The organism is Brevundimonas sp. (assembly GCF_016742135.1).
In the GTDB taxonomy this organism is placed as follows: Bacteria; Pseudomonadota; Alphaproteobacteria; order Caulobacterales; family Caulobacteraceae; genus Brevundimonas.
On sequence record NZ_JACVCG010000003.1, the window covers coordinates 256,301 to 278,491 of the forward strand.

Sequence of the window (22,191 nt, forward strand, 5' to 3'; positions counted from 1 at the left end):
CCTTGCGGACGGGGGATGTTCGAGCCTCGATCCGCTTCACTATCAAGGATGGATTTCATGACGACGCCTCACATCCTGTCCCGCCGCGACTTTGGCCTGGGCGCCGCCCTCGGCGTGACCGGCCTGCTGGTCGGCGCGCCCTCGGTCATGGCCCAGGCGGGCCTGTCGGCCGAGGACCAGGCGGTCGTGGCCCGCGCCCAGGCCTATCTGCGCGGCCTGACCTCGGCCCAGGGCGAATTTGTCGAGACGGGCGCGGGCGGTCAGCGCCGGACGGGCCGGTTCTGGCTGCAGCGCCCCGGCAAGATGCGCTTTGAATACACCAATCCGGCGGGCCTGCTGGTCGTGTCGGACGGCAGCAACGTCATGCGTTATGACCCGCGGCTCGAGGTGTTCCGCCAAGTTCCGCTCAGCGAGACGCCGCTGTCGACCTTCCTCTCGCGCGAGGTCCGGCTGGACCAGGGCGTGCGTATCGATCGGGTCGTACGCCGGGAGTCGGGGGCCTTTGCCCTGGTGGCGCGGGATTCCCGTCGCCCGAACGACGGCTCCGTGACCCTGGCCTTTGCCGGTGACCCCCTGCGTCTCCAGGAATGGACGGTGATCGACGCCCAGGGCGCGCGTACCCGCACCCAGCTGACCACCCTCAGGCCTGCGGGCAATCTGTCGAACAGCCTGTTCCAGCTGCGCGATCCGACCCGCCGCCCGGGACGCAATCGTTGACGCATGCAACGCACCGGAGAATCGTGGCGAAATAATCACAGCAGGGCGGTGTCATTTTGGGATTTGACTTTTTCAGTTTGACGTTGCAGAATGAGCACAGGCTGAGAGCAGCCATTGACCGCTACGGATGTCATCCCCCTCCCTGCGGCAGAGACACCTCTGAAAGCGCCCGGTCTGATGGCCGGGCGTTTTTTTGCGCCGGCTCACAATCCCCTGCTAAGGCGGGCGCATGACCCTTCGCCTGACCACCTGGAACATCAATTCGGTCCGCCTGCGCATAGACCAGGTCGCCCGCTATGTGGCCGAGAGCGCCACGGACGTCCTGCTTCTGCAGGAAATCAAATGCACCGACGACCAGTTTCCGGTGCGCGCCTTTGAGGAGATGGGCCTGCCGCACCTGAAGATCGGCGGTCAGAAGGGCTGGCATGGCGTGGCCATCGCCAGCCGCCTGCCGCTGGATGAGGCCCCGAGCCTGGGCCTGTGCCGCGAGGGCCATGCGCGCTGCGTCTCGGCGTCCGTCCGGGGCGTCGAGATCCAGAATTTCTATATTCCAGCGGGCGGCGACCTGCCCGACCGGGTGCTCAATCCAAAATTCGATCACAAGATGGACTTCTACGAACGGCTGACCGCCGAGGTGGCGCGGCGTGATCCGAATGCGCCGCTGCTGCTGGCCGGGGATTTCAACATCGCCCCCGGCGAGTTCGACGTCTGGAACCATCGCTTCATGCTGAAGGTCGTCAGCCATACGCCGGTCGAGATCGAGACCCTGACCCGGCTGCAGCAAGCCGGGCGCTTCAGCGACGTGATCCGGGACGCCTTTCCCGAACCGGAAAAGCTGGCCAGCTGGTGGAGCTATCGGGCCCAGGACTTCCGCAAGTCGAACCGGGGGCTGAGACTGGACCACATCTGGACCTCGCCGGGGCTGACCCCCGCCGTCGTGCCCGGCTCTGCCCGCATCCACGAGCCGGTGCGCGCCTGGGAGCGGCCCAGCGACCATGCGCCGGTCAGCGTCGATCTGGACGTCTGACGGCTCAGAAGGGGAAGAAGATCGGAATGGCGATCATGGCCGCGACCCAGGTGACCAGGTTGAGCGGCAGGCCGACGCGGACGAAGTCCATGTAGCTGTAGCCGCCCATCTGGTAGACCAGCACATTGGTCTGATAGCCGAACGGCGTGGCGAAGGCGGCCGAGGCGGCCATCATCACCCCGACCAGGAAGGGGCGCGGATCGACCCCGAAACTCTCGGCCAGGGCCACGGCGATGGGTGTGATCAGCACCGCGACCGTGGCGTTGGACAGCAGTTCGGTCGCGAACAGGGTCACCCCGTACAGGATGATCAGCCCGACCAGGGGGCCGAACGGCCGCAGCACCTCGATCAGCAGCCCCGCCCCAGCCGCCGCCAGGCCGGTGACCTCGATGGCGATGCCGATCACCACCATGCCGGCGATGAGCAGCAGGATTTCCGGCCTCAGGCCGGCATAGGCTTCCTCGGGGGTGATCACCCGCAGCAGGATCAGGGCCACGGCGCCGGCGAAGGCCGAGGCCGCGATCGGGGCCCAGCCGAGGCCGGCCGCGGCCACGACGGCGACGAAGACCCCGAAGGCGATCAGCGACCGGCGCAGGTCGAAGGGCCGGTCGGCCGCGCCGAACAGCGACACGTCGCCCAGATGGGCGTCGCCCGAGCCATCCTCGTGGGCCCGGGCCTCTCCGAACCGGGGCAGGCCGAAGGGCAGGATCCGTCGGCGCTTCGCCGCCGCCTCGGCCTCGGCCTTGCGCCGGCTTTCCTCCAGCTCCGCCAGCCGGGCCTGTTCGGCCTCGTCCGCCGCCACCGTCCGGCCCAGTTGCCGGGCGCCGACGAAATACAGCCACAGGCCTCCGGTGACCGCGATACACAGGCCGACCGGGGTGATCTCGAACAGGGTGAAGACGGGCTGCCCCGCATTGCGCGCCATGTCGTTGACCAGCAGGTTGGTCGAGGTGCCGATCAGGGTCAGCAGACCGCCCATCACGGTGACGTGACTGAGGGGCATCAGGAACCGCTTGGGCGACAGCTTCAGCGTCTGGGCCACGTCGCGGATCACCGGCGCGGCCAGGACCACCACCGGGGTATTGTTGAGGAAGCCGCCCAGCGAGCCGCACATGCCGATCACGACCCAGATTCCCACCGCGCCGACCCGCGAGGCCCAGCGCGTCGCCCGCCGGATCATCAGGCCCAGCAGGCCCGAGAGCTCGATGGCGTAGGCGATGACGAACAGGCCGGCGAGGGCGATCACCGCCGGGCTGGCAAAGGCGGCCTGCACCTCGACCGGTCGCACGACGCCCAGCAGCAGCAGCACGGCCGCCCCGGCCAAGGCTACCACATCCGCGCGCACCCGCCCGTGGATGAGCACGCCGACCACGGTCACCAGGACGCCGAGCGCTATGATCTGATCCAGGGTCATCCGTCCCTGAAGACGCGCCCATGAGGCCGCCGTCAATACAGGGGCGAAAATTCGTCTTGAGGGCGGACTGTGCTAAAGCCTTGGGATGGTTGGAAATGAGCCGATGAAATCGATCCGGTGGACACCTGTCGCGCGACTGGCGATGGCGTCCGTCCTGGCCCTGGGACTGACACAGTGTGATCGCGAACCCCGCGAACAGCCCGTCGACGCCGAACCGATCATCGAGACGCCGGTGCCCGAGCCGGATATTGCGCCCCCGACCACGCTCGACCGGACAGCGTTTCTGGGCGCCATTTCGCGGGCCGGATCGACCTATGCCACGGGCGTCGCACCCTCCGGTACCGACCCCCTCGTCGGTCGAACCTTTGCCATTCGCCTGCCGTTCGGTTGCGACCGACCGGCCCCGGCCGTGACCGCCGACAGCGACCGGGGCGTCGCCGACGCCGGGCTGCCGACCGTGACCTGGGGGCCGGAGAACCGGACGCTTGTCCTGTCGCTGACCCCCGAGAACTGGTCCGACAGTGCCCTGATCATCGGCTCGGGGGCGGCGAACCGCTGGGAAGCCGTCGAGGGTTTCTGGGTTACCCGTCCCTGGCTGGGCAGCGAGGCCTGCCCGACGATCGCGCGCGATCCCCTGATGGGCGGCGCCGCTCAGGCCGACCCCCAGACCGTGGGTCTGGCCTCGGTCCATGAAACCAACAGCTCCCGCCTCGGTCGTCGCGACGGCCAGGCCTACCGCTTTACCGTAAGGGGCGAGGACGGTCGCGCCCCTGCCCCCTCACCCATGGGCTATCGGGTTGTTCTGGAGGGACGGTTCGCCAGCTTCCCCGACGGCCGCGCCATCCGGTGCCGCGCCGCCGGCATCGATCAGCGTCCGGTCTGTATCGCCGCCGTCCAGCTGGACCGTGTGGCCTTTGAGGATGGCAGCTCCGGCTCGGTCCTCAGCGAGTGGCGTCCCTGATAACGCCTTCGGCGTTTCCGGGATGACAAACCCTGACGCTGAAAGTCTCAGGGCTGGAGGCGGTATCCGCCTTGGTCGGTGACCAGAATGCGGGCCTGCCCGGGTTCGGGCTCGATCTTCTGGCGCAGGCGATAGATGTGGGTTTCGAGCGTGTGGGTGGTGACCCCGGCGTTATAGCCCCACACCTCGGTCAGCAGCTCCTCGCGCGACACGGCCTTGGCTCCGGCGCGATAGAGATACTTCAGGATATTGGTTTCCTTTTCCGTCAGCCGGATCTTCCGGCCTTCGGGGGCTGACAGCATCTTGCCCGCCGGACGGAATTCGTAGGGGCCGATGCGGAACACGGCGTCCTCGGACTGTTCGTGACTGCGCAGATGGGCGCGGATGCGGGCCAGCAGCACGGCAAAGCGGAACGGCTTGGCGACATAGTCATTGGCCCCGGCATCGAGACCGAGCACCGTATCCGAATCCGAGGTCTGGCCGGTCAGCATGATGATCGGGGTCGAGACCCCGGCCTTTCGCAGCAGGCGGCAGGCCTCGCGCCCGTCCATGTCCGGCAGGTCAACATCCAGCAGGATCAGGTCGATACGCGAATCCCGGCCCATGCGGATGCCGTCGGTGGCATTGGCCGCCTGACGGGGCAGGAACTCTTCATGCAGGGCCAGTTGTTCGGCCAGCGCCTCGCGCAGGTCGTCGTCGTCGTCGATGATCAGAAGGGTCTTGGACGTGGGCATGGCATGACAATGGCGAGCGTCGCGCCTTACGCCAAGGGCGCGCCCGCGTTTTCCCGTCGTTCAGTCCGCATCGCGGGGCCCGAACAGGGCCGTCCCCAGCCGCACATGGGTGGCCCCGAAGCGGATTGCGGTCTCGAAATCGCCGCTCATGCCCATGGACAGGACCTTGAGATCATTCCGGCGCGCGATCTTGGCCAGCAGGGCGAAGTGCGGCCCGGCGGCCTCCTCGACCGGGGGAATGGCCATCAAACCCTCGACGATGAGGCCGTGAACGTCCCGTGCCCGGGCGATGAAGGCATCGGCATCGCGCGGCGCGATGCCGGCCTTCTGGGGCTCCTCGCCGGTATTGACCTGAATAAGCACCCGCGGGCGCTTGCCCAGCTTGTCGGCGGCCCGGGCCAGCGCCTCGGCCAGACGCTCGCGGTCGAGGGTCTCAATGACATCGAAACGGGCCAGCGCCGCCTCGACCTTATTGGTCTGCAGCGGGCCGATCAGGCGCAGCTCCACAGGGTGGGCCGAGGCCTCGGGCGCGCCCCAGCGGCTGTCGGCCTCCTGCACCCGGTTTTCGCCGAATACCGCCTGGCCTGCCTCAAGCATGGCCTTCACCCGCTCCCAGGGCTGGGTCTTGGTCACGGCCACGAGGGTCACATCCGCCGGATTTCGTCCGGCTTCGCGGCCCGCAGCCCCGATCCGCGCTCGCGCCCCGGCCAGACGCTCGGCAATGGACGGAGGCGCGGAGACAGGCGATGAGGAGGACATGACGGGCGATCCGGGCGAAAACCAGCTCTGGCAGACGGCACAGGCTCTAAACCGGGCGGCGGCGGCTGTCAGCCCGGCTGTGGCCGTGCTGCCGCCCCTTCTGTTCTTCACCGATCCAGTCCGCACGACCCGGCCCTGGGAGGTCGCGGCGCGACTACCCCGCGGGGCCGGGGTGGTCTATCGGGGCTTCGGTCGCTCCGAACGCGAGGTGGAGGCCCGCCGCCTGCGGCGCGTGACGATTGAGCGGGGCGTGCGGTTGTTGATCGGTCAGGATGTCGATCTGGCCGGGGCGGTCGCGGCCGACGGTCTGCACCTGCCCGAGCGGGATCTGGATCAGGCCGCAGCGCTCAGGGCCCGCCATCCGGACTGGCTGATCACCGGGGCCTTGCATGGGGAGGCCGCCGTACCGGGGATCGAGGCCCTGAACGCCGTCGTCCTGTCGCCGGTCTTTCGCGCGGGTGGCGCGAGTGCCGGCCGCCCTCCTCTGGGAACTGGCGTCGTCACCCGCCATGTGGCGGGCCTGACGGTACCTGCCTATGGGTTGGGGGGCATTACGGAGCAGACGGCACCCGCCCTGATCGGCACCGGATTATGCGGCCTGGCGGCGATTGACGGGGTGCTGCAGGCGTTTGGCGCGGACTGAACGCTTCATTCTCAGAAGCGGAAAATGCTTTCGAGACGCACGCGCGGCTGGGCCCGCGTGTCGGATTCGACCCGGGCCGGGTCGGGATCGGCAACCGCCAGTCCGGCCGAGGCCCCGACCCGCAGGCTGGGATTGACGCGGTAATAGGCGCCCGCTTCCACATCCCCCCATTCGGCCTCACGGCCGACCGGCTGGCTGAGGTTGAAATCCAGGCCCCAGCGTCCGCTCTCGTTCAGGCGCAGGCCCCGGCGCTGGCCGGCGCGCGCCGCGCGATCCGCGTCGCTGAGCGACACGGACGGGGTCTGGGCGGACGGTGCCTGGGCCCGGGGGGTGGTCCGCGCCTGGGCCTGCGCGCTTTCGGGAGCGAGGGTAAGCGCCAGTCCCGCCGCCGCCAGGGACAGCGACAGGCTGGCAGCCACGCCCATGAGCGCCTGCTGTCGTCCCGCCTGTCCGTTGCGCGTCTGGCGCATGTCCTGCCCTTTGAGCCTTCGACCCGGGTTGACGTCCCTGCGGACGCTTCTGTGGTTCAAACCTAAGACACTGGCCGCATGGACGGTCAATGCAAACCGGCGGCAAGGGTTGCGCGGCCTGCGACTCCGTCATCGCCTGTGGCGCAAGCGTCACGGGAATTCCCCGTTCCCGGGCGTCGCCGGACGGGCGAGTTCCGACGCACGGCCCACAGATGCGGCTTTGCCTTGTCTTTGCCCCTTTTCCCCGTGCTATAGGACGGGTGGCTCCGGGTCCGGGTGATCCGGGGCGACGCATGCGCTTCTGTCCGGGAGCGATGAGGTTGAATCTGAACGGAGAGTTCTGAATGGCCACCCAGTCGGCTGTGGTTCGCGGCGCAGCATTGGTCCTGATGGCATCGAGCCTGGCCCTGGCGGGTTGCAGTTCGGTACCGATCATCGGCGGTTCGCGCGACAACGCGAGTTCCAGCGCGGCGTCCGTCGGCATCGGCGTCAACGCCTATCTGTGGCGCGCCTCGCTGGATACGCTCAGCTTCATGCCGCTTTCCAGCGCCGATCCCTGGGGGGGCGTGATCAATTACGACTGGTATTCCGACCCGGCCGCTCCGAATGAGCGGTTCAAGGCCACGGTCTTCATCCTCGACACGCGGCTTCGCGCTGATGCCCTGAACGTGTCCGTGGTCAAGCAGGTCCGGGGTGCCGATGGCCAGTGGACCGCCGCTCCGGTCGATCCCCAGACCGAAACCGACCTCGAGAACGCGATCCTGACGCGCGCGCGCCAGCTCAACCTGTCCGACGCCCGCTGATCCTCGGCGCCTCATTTCTCCCCGACCGGACGGGCCCCCCAGTCGGGCCTCGTCTCCCGACCGACGCATCCGGGCCCGGCCCGCGCCGGGCTCGTTGAAGGAGCCCTCTTTCGCGTGGCCCGTTACGACCCCAAGACCGCCGAGCCCCGCCAGCAGGAGCGCTGGCGCGCGGCTGACGCCTTCACCACACCGGTCACGCCGACCGGCAAGCCCAAATATTATGTGCTGGAGATGTTTCCCTATCCGTCGGGCAACATCCACATGGGTCATGCGCGCAACTATGTGATGGGCGATGTGGTGGCCCGGTTCAAACGGGCCCGGGGGTTTGAGGTGCTGCATCCCATGGGCTGGGACGCGTTCGGCATGCCGGCGGAGAACGCCGCCATGGAGCGCGGCGTGCATCCTGGCGAGTGGACCTGGTCCAACATCGCCACCATGCGGGACCAGCTGAAGCTGCTGGGTCTGTCACTGGACTGGTCGCGTGAGTTCGCCACATGTGATCCGGCCTATTACGGCCGGCAGCAGGCCTGGTTTCTGAAGCTGCTGGAACGCGGCCTGGTCTATCGCAAGGACTCGGTCGTGAACTGGGATCCGGTCGACAACACCGTGCTCGCCAATGAGCAGGTCATCGACGGACGCGGGTGGCGCTCGGGAGCCGTCGTCGAGAAACGCAAGCTGAACCAGTGGTTTCTGCGGATCACCGACTATGCCGACGACCTGATCGACGGGCTGAAGACACTGGACCGCTGGCCCGACAAGGTGCGGACCATGCAGGAGAACTGGATCGGTCGGTCCAGCGGCCTGCAAATGACTTGGGCCTTTTCCGGAGAGGCTCCGGCGGGATTCGAGGACGGCCTCGAGATCTACACCACCCGCCCGGACACCCTGTTCGGGGCGTCCTTTCTGGGCCTGGCACCCGACCACCCGCTGTCGAAGCAACTGGCCGAGGCGGACCCGGAGATCGCGGAATTCGTCGCCGAGTGCCGTCGCGGTGGCACGTCCGAGGCCGAGATCGAACAGGCGGAGAAGATCGGGCGCGATACCGGTCTGACCGTCCGCCATCCCTTTACCGGCAAGGACATCCCGGTCTGGATCGCCAACTTCATCCTGTCGGAATACGGAACGGGGGCGATTTTTGCCTGTCCGGCCCACGACCAGCGGGATCTGGAGTTTGCGCGCAAATACGACCTGCCCGTGCTGCCCGTGGTCCGCCTCGAGGGCGCGGGTGACGACTTCACCGTCGGCGACGAGGCCTGGACGGGGCCCGGCACCCTCTTCAACTCCGACTTCCTGAACAGCATGACCATCGCCGACGCCAAGGCCGAGGTGATTGCCCGGGTTGAGGCCGCCGGTACGGGCGAGGGCAAGACGCTCTATCGCCTGCGCGACTGGGGCGTCAGCCGCCAGCGCTACTGGGGCTGTCCGATCCCGGTCATCCACTGCGCGTCCTGTGGCGCGTTGCCGGTGCCGGATGACCAGTTGCCGGTCGTGCTGCCCGAGGACGTGACGTTCGACACGCCGGGCAATCCGCTGGACCGGCACCCGACCTGGAAGCACGTCCGCTGCCCGTCCTGCGATGGCGAGGCGGTCCGCGAGACCGATACGCTCGACACCTTTGTCGATTCCAGCTGGTATTTCGCCCGCTTCACCGACCCGAAGGCCGAGACGGCGATCAACAAGGCGGCCGCCGACCACTGGCTGCCCGTCGATCAGTACATCGGCGGGGTCGAGCATGCGGTCCTGCACCTGCTGTATGCCCGCTTCATCAGCCGGGCCCTGTCGGATGCCGGCATGATGTCGGTCAAGGAACCGTTCGCCGGCCTGTTCACCCAAGGGATGGTGGTCCACGAGACCTATCGCACAGAGGCCGGGGCCTGGGTCGAGCCGACCGATGTCCGCCTCGAGACCGTGGACGGCCGGCGCGTCGCGACCCGCCTGTCGACCGGCGAGCCACTGACCATCGGCGACATCGAAAAGATGTCGAAATCCAAGAAGAACGTCGTGGCACCGCAGGAAATCCTCGACAGCCACGGTGTCGACGCGGGGCGTCTGTTCGTCCTGTCCGACAGCCCGCCCGAGCGCGATGTCCAGTGGACCACCGGCGGGCTGGAAGGCGCGGGTCGCTTCGTCCAGCGCGTCTGGGCCGAGTTTGACGGCTTTGACGGGACGGCCCCCGATCAGGCGGACACCGATCTGGCCCTGCGCCGGGAAACCCACAAGGCCATCAAGGCGGTGACCGAGGGGGTTGAGGGCTTCCGCTTCAACTCGGCCATCGCGAAGCTGTATGGCTTTCTGTCGACCCTGCGCGCCCATGCGGGAGCCGGAGGAATCGCCCGGCGTGAGGCCCTGTCAGCCTTTGCCCGCCTGATCGCCCCCTTCACCCCCCACCTGGCCGAGGAATGCTGGAGCGCGCTCGGAGAGGACGGCATGGTTCTGGACGCCCCCTGGCCCGAATGGGACCCGGCGCTGGCGGCCGATGACGAACTGACCCTGCCCGTCCAGATCGGCGGCAAGAAGCGCGGCGAGATCGTCATGCCGCGCGGGGCCGATCCGAAAGCCGTGGAAGCGGAGGCGCTGGCCAATCCGGCCGTCCGCGCCTACCTTGAGACGAACAATCTCTCGGTCAGGAAGGTGATCGTCGTGCCCGATCGTATCGTCAACCTGGTGGCCGGATGATCCGCGGTCGGCGCGACCTCGGGTTGGCGGCGGCTGCGGCCCTGTCCGTGGCCCTGTCGGCCTGTGGCTTTACGCCCCTGTATGGCGAGGCGACCGCGCCTGGCCTGTCGCGCGTTGCGGTGGAAACACCCGACACCCGACTGGGCTATCGCCTTCGCGAGCGGCTGGAAGATGCCCTTCTGTATGATCGGGCCGTCACACCTGACTGGCGGCTGGACGTCGCGCTGGAAATGTCCCGGAGACCACTGGGCCGACGGATTGACGACACGGCCGCTCGCTATGAGATGACCCTCGTCGGCCAGTGGACCCTGACCCCGCTGTCGGGAGGCGAAGTCCGGGCGGGGCGCGAAACCGTAACCGTGAGCTATGCCGCGTCCGACCAGCCCTATGCCGCCATCGCCGCGCAGGAGGATGCCGAAGGGCGTGCGGCAGAGACCCTGGCCCAGCGAATCCGTCTGGCCCTGATCCATGCCGTGGGCCCGACCGCCCCGGCCCGCCCCTGATCCGGGCCCATGCAGCTCTCCAAGGCTCCGGAGATCGAGCGCTTCCTGAAGGCCCCCGATCCTTCCGTCCGCGTCATCCTCATCCACGGGCGCGACCGCTCGGGTGTGGGCGAGCGGGCCGAACGGTTGTGCAAGACCGTCACGCCGGACCTCAATGACCCCTTCAACGTCTCCCTGCTGACGGAGACGGACGTCGAGGCCGATGACGGACGGCTGGAGGACGCCCTGTCGGCCCTGTCGATGATGGGCGGGCGGCGGCTGGTGCGACTGCGCCTCGGCGGCGAGCGGGTGCCGCAGGAAAAGGCGCTCACCGCCGTTCTGAAGGGCCACGCCGAGGGCCAGTACAACCCCGATGCCGTCTGGGTGATCGAGGCGGGCAACCTGGGGCGGGAGTCGGCACTGCGTCGCGCGGCCGAGAGCCAGTCAGGCGCCGTCGGCATCGTCTGCTATGAGGATGAGACCGGCGATGTCGCGCGGATGACGCGGGAAGCCCTGCAGGCCGACAATGTCAGCCTGACGCGGGAGGCGCTGGACCGGTTCGTCGCGCGCCTGCCACGCGAACGCGGCCTGATGCGTCAGGAACTGGAGCGGCTGATCCTCTACATCGGGCCCGGATCGGGCCGTCAGATCGACGAGGCGGAGCTTGAGGCCCATCTGGGCGTCGAACCGCAGGCCTCGTTTCAGGACGCGGCCCAGCAGGCCTTTGGCGGCAAGGCGGCGGCCTGCCAGGCCGGCCTGCGCCGGGCCTTTGCCGAGGGCGAGGCGGCAGTCGCAGCCGTGCGCGCGGCGGGCCAGCACCTGGGGCGGCTGCGACGGATATCGGCGTCCATCGCCTCGGGTCAGGGCGCGCGCGAGGCCGCCAAGGCGGCCGGCGTCTTCTGGAAACAGGAAGCCGAGATCCTGCGGCAGGTGAAGGTCTGGTCCCCGCGTGACCTGCAGGAGGTCACCGAGGCCGTGGCGCTGGCCGAGGTTCGAACCAAGACCACCGGCCTGCCCGACCGGCTGATCACCGAGCGCCTGTTTCTGGAGATCTCCGCCCGGGCCCGCAGGCTGGGTCTCTAGCTGAAATATCCTGTTAATTTAGGGGTTTAACCGCGCTTCGACGCCTTGCGGAAGGCTGGCTTATTGGCCGCAGCGCTCTGGCGGGCGACCGTCTTCTCTTCGTGCTGGCCCGGCTTGAAGCCCCCGGACGTGGCCGCACCACGGCTACCGGCCTTCTTGGCCGCCAGGGCCCGTTTCATGGCATCAGCGGTCGGGTTGCTCTTGCCGGGATTGTGGGGCGCGTCGGTCATGCGCGCACCCTAGCACGACCCCGGATCAAAGGCGCATCAATCGACGGCACAGCTCGTCCAGCTGTTCCAGGCTGGCGTAGCGAAGGGTCAGCTCGCCCTTCCCCCCCCGATCCGCCAGCTCGACCTTCATGCCCAGGGCGTCGGCCAGATCCTGCTGCAGGGCCTCGATGTCGGCCGAGGCTTCGCTGGGGCCGGCACCCCCCCGCTGCGAGGGCCGCACCGGCCGGGTGCCCTCTGTCGCCTGACGCGCCAGGATTTCGGTCTGGCGGACGTTCAACCCCTTGGCCAGCACCTCTTCCGCGAGGGCCACCGGGTCCCGAGCGGTAATCAGGGCTCGCGCGTGTCCGGCGCTGAGGCGACCGGCCATGACGTGCTCGCGCACCGGCACAGGCAGTTGCAGCAGGCGCAGGGTGTTGGCCACATGGCTGCGGCTCTTGCCGACCACACCGGCGACCGCGTCCTGGGTGCGACCGAACCGTTCCATCAGCTGGGCATAGGCATTCGCCTCTTCCATGGGGTTGAGGTCTGCCCGCTGGACGTTCTCGATGATGGCGATCTCGAGCACCTCGACATCGTCCATCTGGCGCTCGATCACCGGCACGGTGGTCAGGCGGGCGGCCTGGGCCGCACGCCAGCGCCGTTCACCGGCAATGATCTGCCAGCGGTCCGTCTCGCCCGGCCAGGCCCGGACCAGAATGGGCTGCAGCACACCGCGATCGCGGATCGAGACGGTCAGTTCCTCGAGATCGGCCGGGGTGAACTGTTTGCGCGGCTGATCCGGATTGGGCCTCAGCAGCTCGATCGGCAGCATGCGCACGCCCGCAGGCGCGCCCTCGCCGGACACGGCCACCGGCTGTTCCCCGACGCTTTCGCCCAGCAGGGCCGACAGACCGCGCCCCAGACCTCTTTGACGTTCAGACACTTGTGCTTCTTTCTGCTCTGGAATTCAGGCCACGGCCAGCCGGCGGGAGCGCTCGCGTTTGACCACTTCGCGCGCCAGCTTCAGATAGGCCTGACTGCCCGCGCATTTCAGATCATAGATCAGGGCCGGCTTTCCGAACGATGGGGCCTCCGACACCCGGACATTCCGCGGGATGACGGCGTCATAGACCTTGTCGCCGAAGTGGGCCCGTACATCATTGGCCACCTGACCCGACAGGGCATTCCGCTTGTCATACATGGTCAGCACCAGCCCCTGGATTTCCAGACGGGGATTGAGGCTCTGGCGGACCATGTCGATGGTCTTCATCAGCTGCGTCAGCCCCTCCAAGGCGAAGAATTCGCACTGCAAAGGCACCAGTACAGCATCGGCAGCCGCCATGGCGTTGAGGGTCAACAGGTTCAGAGAAGGGGGGCAGTCGATCAGAACATAGTCGTACCGGGTCTGACCTTCGCGTGCGTGCGCCAGCAGCGCATCGCGCAGGCGGAAGGAGCGCCGATCGGCCTGGCTGAGCTCGATTTCAACCCCCGACATATCGGGGTCTGACGGGATAATGTGGAGCCCGGGAACGGCCGTTTCGACCGCCGCCTCGGCCACGGCCCTACCATCGGTCACGACGTCATAGATGGTGACGCGCCGTGTTTCACGTGAAACACCCAGGCCCGTCGAGGCATTGCCCTGGGGGTCCATATCGACGATCAGCACCTTTTCGCCGATGGCGGCCAGGGCCGTGCCCAGATTGATGGCCGTGGTGGTCTTCCCCACCCCGCCTTTCTGGTTCGACACGGCCAGTACGCGCGGTCCGGGCTTGGTCTCAGGCGGTACGGACACGACGCAGACTCCCGATACAGACGATACGGCCGCGGGGATCGCTTTGCGACGGCCGGAGTTCATGGGAGAATTGCCAGGATTTCCGCGCTTCGCGCAACTCCTCCTCCGCCCGTTCCCCCTTGAGAAACACGGCTTGTGCACCGCGTTGCATATAGGGCTGTGCATAACCGAGCAGCCGTTCCATCGGCGCAACCGCCCGAGCGGTGACCCGCTCGACCGAAATCTTCTGCTCTTCCGCACGACCATGAACCACGGTTGCCGGCAATCCCAGCGTTTCAACGACCTTGGTCAGGAAACGGCAGCGTTTCCCCAGACTGTCGATCAGCCAGACGTGGGCCCCGGGCCGATCCTTGAGAAGTATGGCCAGAACCAGACCCGGGAACCCGGCCCCGGCTCCCAGATCGGCCCAGGTGAGCGCCCGGGGCTCGACCTCCAGAAGCTGGGCGCTGTCCCAGGCATGCCGCAACCAGAAGTCCGGGAGGGTGTCAGGCCCCACCAGATTCATGACGGCATTGGTCTCTTCCAGCATCGCGCGGAAGCGCTCCAGCTCGCCCATGCGCGCGTCCGATGCCCCGGTGCGGTCCTGAAAGTCTGCAGCGATCCGAACGCTCACGCCGCCACACGCGCCTTTTTCACGTGGGCCAGCAGGGCGGTCAGGGCGCCGGGCGTCATGCCTTCGATCCGGGAGGCCTGACCCAGGGTCACGGGGCGAATCCTGGCGAGTTTCTCCCGAACTTCGGCCGACAGTCCGCCCATGGCGCCATAGTCGAGGTCGGTCGGCAGGCGCAGCCCTTCCTCACGCCGCAGAGCCTCGGCGTCCGCCGACTGGCGGTCCAGATAGCCGGCATAGGCAGCTTCGATCACCAGCTGGTCGCGCACCGCAGGGCTGCGCTCCGCGAGGTCCGGCCGGATCGGCAGAAACTGATCGAGGGTCACGCCGGAATGGGCCAAGAGATCGCGCACGGACCGACGCTGGCCATCGGCGTTCACATGAATGCCGAGACGTTTCGCCTCCCCGGGTGTAAAGCGGGTCTCATTGGCCCAGGCCAGAACATCGTCCAGCTCGGCCTGTTTTGCGGTGAACGCTCGCGCGCGCTCTGCACCGGCCAGTCCCAGCTCGATCGCGAGCGGCGTGAGACGGCGGTCGGCATTATCGGCCCTGAGGCTCAGCCGATATTCGGCGCGGCTGGTGAACATGCGGTAGGGCTCGGTCACACCCCGTGTGACCAGATCGTCGATCATCACGCCGATATAGGCCTGGTCGCGTCGCAGGATCACCGCGTCTTGTCCGCCCACCGCGCGGGCGGCGTTCAGCCCGGCCATCAACCCTTGAGCCGCCGCCTCCTCATAGCCGGTCGTGCCGTTGATCTGGCCGGCCAGATAAAGCCCCGGGCGCGCCTTGACTTCCAGCGTCGGCAACAGCTCACGCGGGTCGACATAGTCATATTCGATCGCATAGCCGTAGCGGAACACCTCCACCCCCTCGAGCCCCGGAATGGTGCGCAGGAAGGAGTCCTGGGTGGCTTCGGAGACCGACGTCGAAATGCCGTTCGGATAGACGGTCGGATCGTCCAGACCCTCGGGCTCGAGAAAAATCTGATGGCTGGTCTTGTCGGCGAAGCGGACCACCTTGTCCTCGATCGACGGACAGTAGCGCGGCCCCCGGCCGGACAGATACCCGCCATAGACGGCGCTTTCGCCAAGATTCTTGGCGATGATCCGGTGGGTCTCTTCGGTGGTGTGGGTAATGCCGCAGGCGATCTGCGGTACGGTGATCCGGTCGGTCAGGAAGCTGAAGGGCACGGGCTCGGCGTCGGCCTGCTGCATTTCCAGCCGGTCCCAGGCGATGGTGCGCCCATCCAGCCGTGCGGGCGTCCCGGTCTTGAGTCGACCCAGAGCGAGGCCTGCAGCATGCAGATCGGCCGCCAGACCCGTCGACGGCGCCTCGCCATGGCGGCCTGCCGGAATACGCAGATCGCCCCGGTGAATGACGCCGTTCAGGAAGGTGCCGGTTGTCAGCACCACAGCCCCGGCGCGCAGAGTCTCGCCCGCCTCGGTCTCAACCCCGACTACCCGGTTTTCGTTGACGATCAATCGCTCCGCCGTTCCCGCCATCAGGGTCAGGTTCGGGGTTGCGGACAGTTCGGCCTGCATGGCCTCCCGATAGAGACGCCGGTCGATCTGGGAGCGCGGGCCCTGAACAGCCGCGCCCTTGGATCGGTTCAGCATGCGGAACTGGATGCCCGACACATCGGCCAGGCGCCCCATGATGCCGTCCAGGGCATCGATCTCACGGACCAGATGCCCTTTGCCCAGGCCACCGATGGCCGGATTGCAGCTCATCTCGCCGATGGTGTCGAGCCGCTGGGTCAGCAGGACCGTTCGGGCCCCGGCGCGCGCCGAGGCCGCCGCCGCTTCACAGCCGGCGTGCCCGCCCCCGATGACGATGACGTCGAATGTGTTCATGGCCGGGACATAGGGGAAAACCAGCTCATTCGCCACCGTGGCCGGGTTGTTTCACGTGAAACTATTTGCCGATGCAGAAGCTGGCGAACACCTCGCCGAGGATATCCTCCACCCCCACCTCTCCGGTGATACGGGCGAGGCTGGCCGCCGCCCGACGCAGATCCTCTCCGGCCATCTCGGGCGAGCGTGTCAGGGCCTGCCGTGCGGATCGGACAGAACCCAGCGCCTCTTCCAGCCTGAGCCGATGCCGTTCCCGTGTCAGGGCCGGGAAATCCCCGCCGCTGAGGTCCCGCGCAAGACGCGCCGCCAGCCAGTTGGTCAGCGCCTCCAGCCCCTGACCCGACGTGGGTGAAACGACCAGCGTCGCCATACCGTCCACAGCACCCGGCCAGTCGGTTCGCTCCAGATCCGCCTTGGTCCGCACGCAGAGGTCACTGGAACGGACCAGGGAACCTGCGGGATAGACCGGATCGCCGGGTGCCACCACCCAGAGCCGCAGATCGGCGGCCTCGGCCCGGGCCCGGGCCCGGCGCACCCCCTCGGCCTCGACCGGGTCGTCGCTGTCGCGCAGTCCGGCCGTATCGGACAAGGTCACCGCATAGCCGCCGATCACGAGGGTTGCATCCAGCACATCCCGAGTGGTTCCGGCGATCGGCGTGACGATCGCGGCCTCCCGTTCGACGAGGGCATTGAACAGGGAGGACTTGCCGGCATTGGTCTCGCCGATCAGCACGATCCGATAGCCCTCCCGGATTCGTTCTCCCCGCCGTCCGTTCGCCAGAGCCCGCTCCAGATCCGTGACCAGGCCGTCAAGCACCGGTCCTGCCCGGCTCGCGAGCGCCTCCGGAATATCTTCGTCGGGAAAGTCGATCTCCGCCTCGACCAGCGACAGGGCGGTCAGGAGATCCCGACGGAAGCCCGCATAGGCTTCGGCGAGGGCACCCCCAAGCTGCCCGAGGGCCTGCGCGGATTGCTCTGTCGTTTCGGCATCGATCAGATCGGCGATCGCCTCGGCCTGCGTCAGATCCAGCTTGCCATTCTCGAAGGCGCGACGGGTGAACTCTCCCGGCTCGGCCGGTCGCACGCCCAAGTCGACCAGGGCCTTGCTGACGCCTTCCACCACCGCCCGCCCGCCATGGAGATGGAGCTCGGCCGCATCCTCGCCCGTATAACTGGCGGGTGCCTTGAACCGCAGGACGAGCGCCTGATCCAGCGTCTCCCCCTGATAGCGGAGGATGCGGACGACCGCCTGTCTCGGAGCCGGCAGGCCCACGCCAAGCCCCTTCAGCACACGGTCGCAGTCCGGACCCGACAGACGGATAACGGCCACCGCCCCCCGGCCCGGCGGCGTGGCCAGGGCAAAGAGCGTGTCCGTCACCGGGGCCTCATTTTGTGGCGGCTTCCATCATGCGCCGGAACTGCTCCTGGGCCTGGAGGCCAAAGCCGGTCCAGGTCTTCATCAGCTCTTCCGGCTGCATGGCCGCCATATTCTCAGCCATGCGCTTCTGCATTTCGGCGACCATGGCGTCGTTGAGGGGCGCCACATCCGGCAGACCCAGAAAGGCACGCGCCTCGGCCGGAGTGCAATCGATCTCGACATTGACCTTCATGAAGTCTCCTTCGTCCTAACGCTCGGTTCGCGGAACCTCGCTGCTTGAGGACGTTTCACGTGAAACACGCCCTCAAGCAGCCTCGCACCGCCTGCGAGGCGATAGGGCCAGATTAGGTGTTCATCGACTGGAAGAAGTCCGCGTTGTTCTTGGACTGGCGAAGCTTGTCGAGCAGGAATTCGATCGCGTCCTGCGGGCCCATGGGATTGAGGATTCGGCGCAGGACATAGGTCTTGGCCAGCTGGTCCCGCGGCGTGATCAGGTCTTCCTTGCGAGTGCCCGACTTGAGCACATCGATCGCCGGGAAGATGCGCTTGTCGGCGACCTTGCGGTCCAGCACGATCTCCGAGTTGCCGGTGCCCTTGAACTCTTCGAAGATCACCTCATCCATGCGGCTGCCGGTATCGATCAGGGCGGTGGCGATGATCGTCAGCGACCCGCCCTGCTCCACATTGCGCGCCGCGCCGAAGAAGCGCTTGGGCCGCTGCAGGGCGTTGGCGTCCACACCGCCGGTCAGAACCTTGCCCGACGACGGCACGGTCGCATTATAGGCCCGGCCCAGGCGGGTGATGGAGTCGAGCAGGATCACCACATCCTTCTTGTGCTCGACCAGACGCTTGGCCTTTTCGATCACCATCTCGGCCACCGCCACGTGGCGCGACGCCGGCTCGTCAAAGGTCGAGGCGACCACCTCGCCCTTCACCGTGCGCTGCATGTCTGTCACTTCCTCAGGCCGCTCATCAATCAGCAGCACGATCAGGAAGACCTCGGGGTGATTGGCCTCGATCGACTTGGCGATGTTCTGCAGCATGACCGTCTTGCCGACCCGCGGCGGGGCGACAATCAAACAGCGCTGGCCCTTGCCGAGCGGCGCAACGATGTCGATGACCCGGCCCGAGCGGTCCTTCAGCGTCGGGTCCTGGATTTCCATGTGCAGCCGCTCTTCCGGATAGAGCGGGGTCAGATTGTCGAACAGGACCTTGGTCTTGACCAGTTCCGGGTCTTCCAGATTGATCGTGTCGACCTTGAGCAGGGCGAAATAGCGCTCGCCTTCCCGCGGGCCACGGACGGCCCCGTGGATCGTGTCGCCGGACCGCAGGCCGAAACGGCGGATCTGCGAGGGCGAGACATAGATGTCATCGGGCCCGGGCAGATAGTTGGCGTCCGGGCTGCGCAGGAAACCGAAGCCGTCGGGCAGGATTTCCAGCACCCCGTCAGCGATGATCTCGACCTCTTCCTCGGCCAGGGCCTTGAGGATGGCGAACAAAAGATCCTGCTTGCGCAGGTTGGAGGCGTTCTCGACCTCGAGCTGTTCGGCGAAGGCGACCAGATCGGCCGGGGTCTTTTCGTTCAGCTCGGCGAGGGTGATGCGGCCGGACGGGACGATGGCCTCGCCGTCTTCCTCATCGTCCTCGGTCGTGTCGATCTCGGTCGTCGGCGTGTCGGCATGCGCGTCCTCTGCGGGCAGGACGTCGGTTTCGGGCGATTCTGGGGTGTCTGGGGTGTCGCTCATGGGAACTCACACAGGGGCTGCCTCCTGCAACAACACCTCGCAGGAGAAAATCGCCAAGAATTTCAAGGCCTTGCGGCCATCCGGAAGGCTCCACCATCTGCTGGGTCGCTCACGCGACGGGGACTGGGCAAATGGGGAGAAGAGAAGGGCACCGCCCCGCAGGACGGCTCAGGGCCACGGAAACCACGCCCGATGCACCGGGTCAAGCCCGTCGCCATCGCGACGTCAGCGCGTCCCCCACTCCAGGGTCACGGACAGCACCATGACAATGGCGATCAGAAACGGCACCTCATTGGTCATGCGCCAGAAGCGCCCGGTCCGGACCGAGGTGCCCGCCTGGATGCGGCGGAACTCGGCCGACAGATAGCCGTGCCAGCCGCTGAGCGCGAAGACGCCCGCGATCTTGGCCAGCATCCACGGCTGATGGGCAAAGCTCCAGTCCGCGCCCCCGCCACTGCGCAACCAGAACAGCCACAGGCCGAAGGCCCAGGCGGCCGCCATGGCCGGGTTGAGGATGATCTTCAGCAGGCGCCGCTGCCAGGTCCGCAGCAGGCCGCGCATCTCGCCGCGCAGGGGTTCGGGCCGGTCGGCCAGTTCGGCGTCATAGGCATAGAGGCGCGGCAGGAACAGCAAGCCCGCCATCCAGGCGATCACCGCCAGAATGTGCAGGGCCCGGGCGAGATCATACAGGTTCACGCGGCTGCCCCCCCTCTGCGCTCCGCCTGACACGGGCATGCCTTCCAGTCGGCCTGGCAGCCCGGGCCGAACGGCGACGTGCCCGCCCGATCCAGCGCCGCGATCACCCCTTCGGCCAGGCCAGAGATGAAGGCGGGGGTCACACTGACGGTGGGCACCCGGATATAGGGATGGATGCCGCGTTCCTCGGCCAGCTCGCGGTATTCGATGTCGAGCTCCACGAGCGTCTCTATATGCTCGGACACAAAGGCGATCGGCACCAGGATGACTCCCACGCCATCGCCGCCAGCTTGTTCCAGCGCCTCGGGCGTCGACGGTCCCAGCCATTTCATCGGCCCCACCCGGCTCTGGTAGCACAGGCCCCAGTCGGTCAGGCCGAGCCGTTCGGCGACGGCGCGGCACCCGGCCTCGACCTGTTCGGCGTAGGGATCGCCCTTTCGGGTCACCAGCGACTCAGGGATGCCATGGGCCGAGAACAGAACCCGGACCGGCTGATCCCCCGCCGCCTTCAGGGCCTCGCCGATGAGCCCGGCCTGCGCCTCGATCCAGCCCTCCGGGCGTGGATAGCAGCAGATCGTCCGGCTGATCCCTGGCCCGCGATAGGTCTCCTGCCAGAGCTTCAGCGACGACGCCGTCGTCGTGGTTGAAAACTGCGGATAGAGGGGCAGGAGCACGATCTGGTCCGGAGCCCAGGCCTCGACCTCGGCCGCCACCGCCCCGGTCATGGGGTGCCAGTATCGCATGCACACGAAGGTCCGGACGTCATCCGCCGGCAGGCGGTCGGACAGGGCCTGTTCCAGCGCCGTGGCCTGGGCCCGCGTTCCGGGCAGGAGGGGCGACCCTCCGCCCATAAGGGCATAGTTGGCCTGGGCGCTCGTCTCGCGGCGGCTGGAGATCAGCCGGGCAAGCGGCGTCCGCAACACCCCCGGCAGGCCGATGATGGCCGGGTCATTGAACAGGTTGAACAGGAAGGGCCGCACCGAGTCCGGCCCGTCGGGCCCGCCCAGATTGAACAGGACCACTGCGATCCGGCGGCCCCGACTGTCCCGCGGCAGGCTCATTGGGCGCCGATCCTTTTCAGCACCTGCTCGACGTGAGCGATCGGGACATCGGGCAGAATTCCGTGGCCCAGATTGAAGATCCACGGCCCCTCGTCCCAGGCCTCCAGCAACTGGTCCACACGCCGGTCCAGTGCAGGACCGCCGGCCCTGAGCAGCAGAGGGTCAAGCGCGCCCTGAATGGGCTTGATGGCCTGTACCCGCCGGCCGACCGCCAGCGGGCAGGCCGTGTCCAGCGCCACGGCCTGAACATCGCACTCCTGGGCATAGCGTTCGGCCAACGCTGCCGATCCGCGCGGGAAACCGATCAGGGGGACGGTCACGCCCAGCTCCCGTACGCGCGCGACCAGCTTTTGATGAGGTCCGAGGACAAGGATCTCAAACAGATCGTCGGGCAGGCCCTCGGCCCAACTCTCGAAGATCTTGAGCACCTGGGCCCCGGCATCCGCCTGCATCTTCAGATAATGGGCGGTGGCCTCAACCAGAATATCCAGCAGGGCCAGAACCTTCTCCGGCTCCCGGTAATAGAAGGTTCGTGCCTGAGCGCGCTCGCCCTTGCCGATCGAACGGCTCTCGCCGTCCAGCATATAGGTGGCAACCGTCCAGGGGGCCCCGGCAAAGCCGATCAGGGTCCGCTCGGGGTCCAGTGCGGCCCGCACCCGGCTGAGGGTCTCCCCGACGGGCGACAGGGCCTCTCCCGCGCCGGCCGTCAGCGCCTCCATCGAGGCCAGATCGGGCAAGGCCCCGAGGCGCGGTCCCTCTCCTGCCTCGAACCAGACCGCCTGGCCCAGCGCCCGGGGAATCAGCAGGATGTCGGCAAAGACGATGGCCGCATCAAACCCGAACCGCCGCATGGGCTGGAGCGTGGCCTCCGCCGCCTTCTCCGGATCGAGGCAGAATTCGATAAAGCCCGGCGTCGTGGCCCTCAGCGCACGATACTCGGGCAGATAGCGCCCCGCCTGCCGCATGAACCAGACCGGGGGCCGGTCGGTGACCTCGCCCCTCAGGGCCTTGAGCAAGCGCGTATCCGTCATGAAGCGGCTTTAGGCCTGGCGGGCGAAGACCTCAAGCGGGCGAA

At 67.5% G+C, this 22,191-nt stretch carries 23 protein-coding genes; 8 read left to right on the top strand and 15 right to left on the bottom strand.

The genetic code is table 11. The annotated features are described in order from the left end of the window. The first annotated feature begins 57 nt into the window (after positions 1 to 57). Together IBJ06_RS08115 and IBJ06_RS08120 are read left to right on the top strand one after the other, a co-directional pair. On the top strand, positions 58 to 717 hold the full coding sequence (locus IBJ06_RS08115; protein ID WP_292159039.1) for an outer membrane lipoprotein carrier protein LolA: 660 nt from the start codon (positions 58 to 60) through the stop codon (positions 715 to 717). A gap of 229 nt (positions 718 to 946) precedes the next feature. Next, positions 947 to 1,744 carry an exodeoxyribonuclease III gene (locus IBJ06_RS08120; protein ID WP_292159041.1) on the top strand — a complete coding sequence of 266 codons (798 nt, stop codon included), beginning with the start codon at positions 947 to 949 and terminating at the stop codon, positions 1,742 to 1,744. A 4-nt stretch (positions 1,745 to 1,748) separates the two neighbouring features. Here IBJ06_RS08120 and IBJ06_RS08125 read toward each other — a convergent pair whose 3' ends face one another. After that, the gene (locus IBJ06_RS08125; RefSeq protein ID WP_292159044.1) at positions 1,749 to 3,158 is read right to left on the bottom strand and encodes an SLC13 family permease; all 1,410 of its coding nucleotides are present in this window, start codon (positions 3,156 to 3,158) and stop codon (positions 1,749 to 1,751) included. Between the two features lie 103 nt (positions 3,159 to 3,261). Here IBJ06_RS08125 and IBJ06_RS08130 point away from each other — a divergent pair, with 103 nt between their 5' ends. Continuing rightward, the gene (locus IBJ06_RS08130) at positions 3,262 to 4,119 is read left to right on the top strand and encodes a hypothetical protein (RefSeq protein WP_292159046.1); all 858 of its coding nucleotides are present in this window, start codon (positions 3,262 to 3,264) and stop codon (positions 4,117 to 4,119) included. Positions 4,120 to 4,166: 47 nt separating this feature from the next. Here IBJ06_RS08130 and IBJ06_RS08135 read toward each other — a convergent pair whose 3' ends face one another. Together IBJ06_RS08135 and IBJ06_RS08140 are read right to left on the bottom strand one after the other, a co-directional pair. Next, the gene (locus IBJ06_RS08135; RefSeq protein ID WP_292159048.1) at positions 4,167 to 4,853 is read right to left on the bottom strand and encodes a response regulator transcription factor; all 687 of its coding nucleotides are present in this window, start codon (positions 4,851 to 4,853) and stop codon (positions 4,167 to 4,169) included. Positions 4,854 to 4,913: 60 nt separating this feature from the next. Further along, a complete protein-coding gene (locus tag IBJ06_RS08140) occupies positions 4,914 to 5,612 on the bottom strand; it encodes a YggS family pyridoxal phosphate-dependent enzyme (protein ID WP_292159050.1) in 699 nt (232 codons plus the stop codon). Here IBJ06_RS08140 and IBJ06_RS08145 point away from each other — a divergent pair. After that, a complete protein-coding gene (locus IBJ06_RS08145) occupies positions 5,611 to 6,255 on the top strand; it encodes a thiamine phosphate synthase (protein ID WP_292159052.1) in 645 nt (214 codons plus the stop codon). The two genes, IBJ06_RS08140 and IBJ06_RS08145, sit on opposite strands and share 2 nt — an antisense overlap. 11 nt (positions 6,256 to 6,266) lie before the next feature. Here IBJ06_RS08145 and IBJ06_RS08150 read toward each other — a convergent pair whose 3' ends face one another. Continuing rightward, on the bottom strand, positions 6,267 to 6,725 hold the full coding sequence (locus IBJ06_RS08150) for an NtrZ family periplasmic regulatory protein (protein ID WP_292159054.1): 459 nt from the start codon (positions 6,723 to 6,725) through the stop codon (positions 6,267 to 6,269). 344 nt (positions 6,726 to 7,069) lie between these two features. On the opposite strand from IBJ06_RS08150, the gene IBJ06_RS08155 reads away from it, so the two are divergent. The 4 genes from IBJ06_RS08155 (at position 7,070) to holA (ending at position 11,769) form a co-directional block, all read left to right on the top strand. After that, a complete protein-coding gene (locus IBJ06_RS08155; RefSeq protein WP_292159056.1) occupies positions 7,070 to 7,528 on the top strand; it encodes a DUF3576 domain-containing protein in 459 nt (152 codons plus the stop codon). A gap of 114 nt (positions 7,529 to 7,642) precedes the next feature. Beyond that, positions 7,643 to 10,204, top strand: coding sequence for a leucine--tRNA ligase (leuS, locus tag IBJ06_RS08160; RefSeq protein ID WP_292159058.1), 2,562 nt, complete (start codon positions 7,643 to 7,645; stop codon positions 10,202 to 10,204). After that, the gene (lptE, locus tag IBJ06_RS08165; protein ID WP_292159060.1) at positions 10,201 to 10,707 is read left to right on the top strand and encodes an LPS assembly lipoprotein LptE; all 507 of its coding nucleotides are present in this window, start codon (positions 10,201 to 10,203) and stop codon (positions 10,705 to 10,707) included. Before leuS ends, lptE begins: the two co-directional genes overlap by 4 nt. 9 nt (positions 10,708 to 10,716) lie before the next feature. After that, positions 10,717 to 11,769 carry a DNA polymerase III subunit delta gene (gene holA / locus IBJ06_RS08170; RefSeq protein ID WP_292159062.1) on the top strand — a complete coding sequence of 351 codons (1,053 nt, stop codon included), beginning with the start codon at positions 10,717 to 10,719 and terminating at the stop codon, positions 11,767 to 11,769. A gap of 26 nt (positions 11,770 to 11,795) precedes the next feature. Here holA and IBJ06_RS08175 read toward each other — a convergent pair whose 3' ends face one another. The 11 genes from IBJ06_RS08175 to hemE form a co-directional block, all read right to left on the bottom strand. Beyond that, positions 11,796 to 11,999 (bottom strand): hypothetical protein, encoded by a 204-nt coding sequence (locus tag IBJ06_RS08175; protein ID WP_292159064.1) that lies wholly within the window; start codon positions 11,997 to 11,999, stop codon positions 11,796 to 11,798. A 25-nt stretch (positions 12,000 to 12,024) separates the two neighbouring features. Continuing rightward, positions 12,025 to 12,921, bottom strand: a complete 897-nt coding sequence (locus tag IBJ06_RS08180) for a ParB/RepB/Spo0J family partition protein (protein ID WP_292159066.1) — start codon at positions 12,919 to 12,921, stop codon at positions 12,025 to 12,027. A gap of 24 nt (positions 12,922 to 12,945) precedes the next feature. Further along, positions 12,946 to 13,770, bottom strand: a complete 825-nt coding sequence (locus IBJ06_RS08185) for a ParA family protein (protein ID WP_292159069.1) — start codon at positions 13,768 to 13,770, stop codon at positions 12,946 to 12,948. Beyond that, positions 13,754 to 14,326 (bottom strand): 16S rRNA (guanine(527)-N(7))-methyltransferase RsmG, encoded by a 573-nt coding sequence (rsmG, locus tag IBJ06_RS08190; protein ID WP_292159420.1) that lies wholly within the window; start codon positions 14,324 to 14,326, stop codon positions 13,754 to 13,756. The genes IBJ06_RS08185 and rsmG overlap by 17 nt, the downstream gene beginning before the upstream one ends. A 53-nt stretch (positions 14,327 to 14,379) precedes the next feature. Then, positions 14,380 to 16,236: a tRNA uridine-5-carboxymethylaminomethyl(34) synthesis enzyme MnmG gene (gene mnmG / locus IBJ06_RS08195; protein WP_292159071.1), complete on the bottom strand. Its 1,857-nt coding sequence runs from the start codon at positions 16,234 to 16,236 to the stop codon at positions 14,380 to 14,382. A 61-nt stretch (positions 16,237 to 16,297) separates the two neighbouring features. Then, a complete protein-coding gene (mnmE, locus tag IBJ06_RS08200) occupies positions 16,298 to 17,614 on the bottom strand; it encodes a tRNA uridine-5-carboxymethylaminomethyl(34) synthesis GTPase MnmE (protein ID WP_292159073.1) in 1,317 nt (438 codons plus the stop codon). Between the two features lie 7 nt (positions 17,615 to 17,621). Further along, positions 17,622 to 17,846 (bottom strand): DUF6489 family protein, encoded by a 225-nt coding sequence (locus IBJ06_RS08205; protein ID WP_292159075.1) that lies wholly within the window; start codon positions 17,844 to 17,846, stop codon positions 17,622 to 17,624. Between the two features lie 112 nt (positions 17,847 to 17,958). Beyond that, positions 17,959 to 19,359: a transcription termination factor Rho gene (gene rho, locus IBJ06_RS08210; protein WP_292159077.1), complete on the bottom strand. Its 1,401-nt coding sequence runs from the start codon at positions 19,357 to 19,359 to the stop codon at positions 17,959 to 17,961. A gap of 225 nt (positions 19,360 to 19,584) precedes the next feature. Next, a complete protein-coding gene (locus tag IBJ06_RS08215) occupies positions 19,585 to 20,055 on the bottom strand; it encodes a CopD family protein (protein WP_292159079.1) in 471 nt (156 codons plus the stop codon). Next, positions 20,052 to 21,116 carry a ferrochelatase gene (gene hemH / locus IBJ06_RS08220; RefSeq protein WP_292159081.1) on the bottom strand — a complete coding sequence of 355 codons (1,065 nt, stop codon included), beginning with the start codon at positions 21,114 to 21,116 and terminating at the stop codon, positions 20,052 to 20,054. Before hemH ends, IBJ06_RS08215 begins: the two co-directional genes overlap by 4 nt. Further along, a complete protein-coding gene (gene hemE, locus IBJ06_RS08225; protein ID WP_292159083.1) occupies positions 21,113 to 22,147 on the bottom strand; it encodes a uroporphyrinogen decarboxylase in 1,035 nt (344 codons plus the stop codon). The genes hemH and hemE overlap by 4 nt, the downstream gene beginning before the upstream one ends. Positions 22,148 to 22,191 lie beyond the last annotated feature (44 nt).

Bases quoted from the DNA above. Each gene is read 5' to 3' on its own strand.
- IBJ06_RS08115 (WP_292159039.1), top strand. From the start codon at position 58: ATGACGACGCCTCACATCCTGTCCCGCCGCGACTTTGGCCTGGGCGCC.
- IBJ06_RS08120 (WP_292159041.1), top strand. From the start codon at position 947: ATGACCCTTCGCCTGACCACCTGGAACATCAATTCGGTCCGCCTGCGC.
- IBJ06_RS08125 (WP_292159044.1), bottom strand. From the start codon at position 3,158: ATGACCCTGGATCAGATCATAGCGCTCGGCGTCCTGGTGACCGTGGTC.
- IBJ06_RS08130 (WP_292159046.1), top strand. From the start codon at position 3,262: ATGAAATCGATCCGGTGGACACCTGTCGCGCGACTGGCGATGGCGTCC.
- IBJ06_RS08135 (WP_292159048.1), bottom strand. From the start codon at position 4,853: ATGCCCACGTCCAAGACCCTTCTGATCATCGACGACGACGACGACCTG.
- IBJ06_RS08145 (WP_292159052.1), top strand. From the start codon at position 5,611: ATGACGGGCGATCCGGGCGAAAACCAGCTCTGGCAGACGGCACAGGCT.
- IBJ06_RS08140 (WP_292159050.1), bottom strand. From the start codon at position 5,612: ATGTCCTCCTCATCGCCTGTCTCCGCGCCTCCGTCCATTGCCGAGCGT.
- IBJ06_RS08150 (WP_292159054.1), bottom strand. From the start codon at position 6,725: ATGCGCCAGACGCGCAACGGACAGGCGGGACGACAGCAGGCGCTCATG.
- IBJ06_RS08155 (WP_292159056.1), top strand. From the start codon at position 7,070: ATGGCCACCCAGTCGGCTGTGGTTCGCGGCGCAGCATTGGTCCTGATG.
- lptE (WP_292159060.1), top strand. From the start codon at position 10,201: ATGATCCGCGGTCGGCGCGACCTCGGGTTGGCGGCGGCTGCGGCCCTG.
- holA (WP_292159062.1), top strand. From the start codon at position 10,717: ATGCAGCTCTCCAAGGCTCCGGAGATCGAGCGCTTCCTGAAGGCCCCC.
- IBJ06_RS08175 (WP_292159064.1), bottom strand. From the start codon at position 11,999: ATGACCGACGCGCCCCACAATCCCGGCAAGAGCAACCCGACCGCTGAT.
- rsmG (WP_292159420.1), bottom strand. From the start codon at position 14,326: ATGGGCGAGCTGGAGCGCTTCCGCGCGATGCTGGAAGAGACCAATGCC.
- mnmG (WP_292159071.1), bottom strand. From the start codon at position 16,236: ATGAACACATTCGACGTCATCGTCATCGGGGGCGGGCACGCCGGCTGT.
- IBJ06_RS08205 (WP_292159075.1), bottom strand. From the start codon at position 17,846: ATGAAGGTCAATGTCGAGATCGATTGCACTCCGGCCGAGGCGCGTGCC.
- rho (WP_292159077.1), bottom strand. From the start codon at position 19,359: ATGAGCGACACCCCAGACACCCCAGAATCGCCCGAAACCGACGTCCTG.
- hemH (WP_292159081.1), bottom strand. From the start codon at position 21,116: ATGAGCCTGCCGCGGGACAGTCGGGGCCGCCGGATCGCAGTGGTCCTG.
- hemE (WP_292159083.1), bottom strand. From the start codon at position 22,147: ATGACGGATACGCGCTTGCTCAAGGCCCTGAGGGGCGAGGTCACCGAC.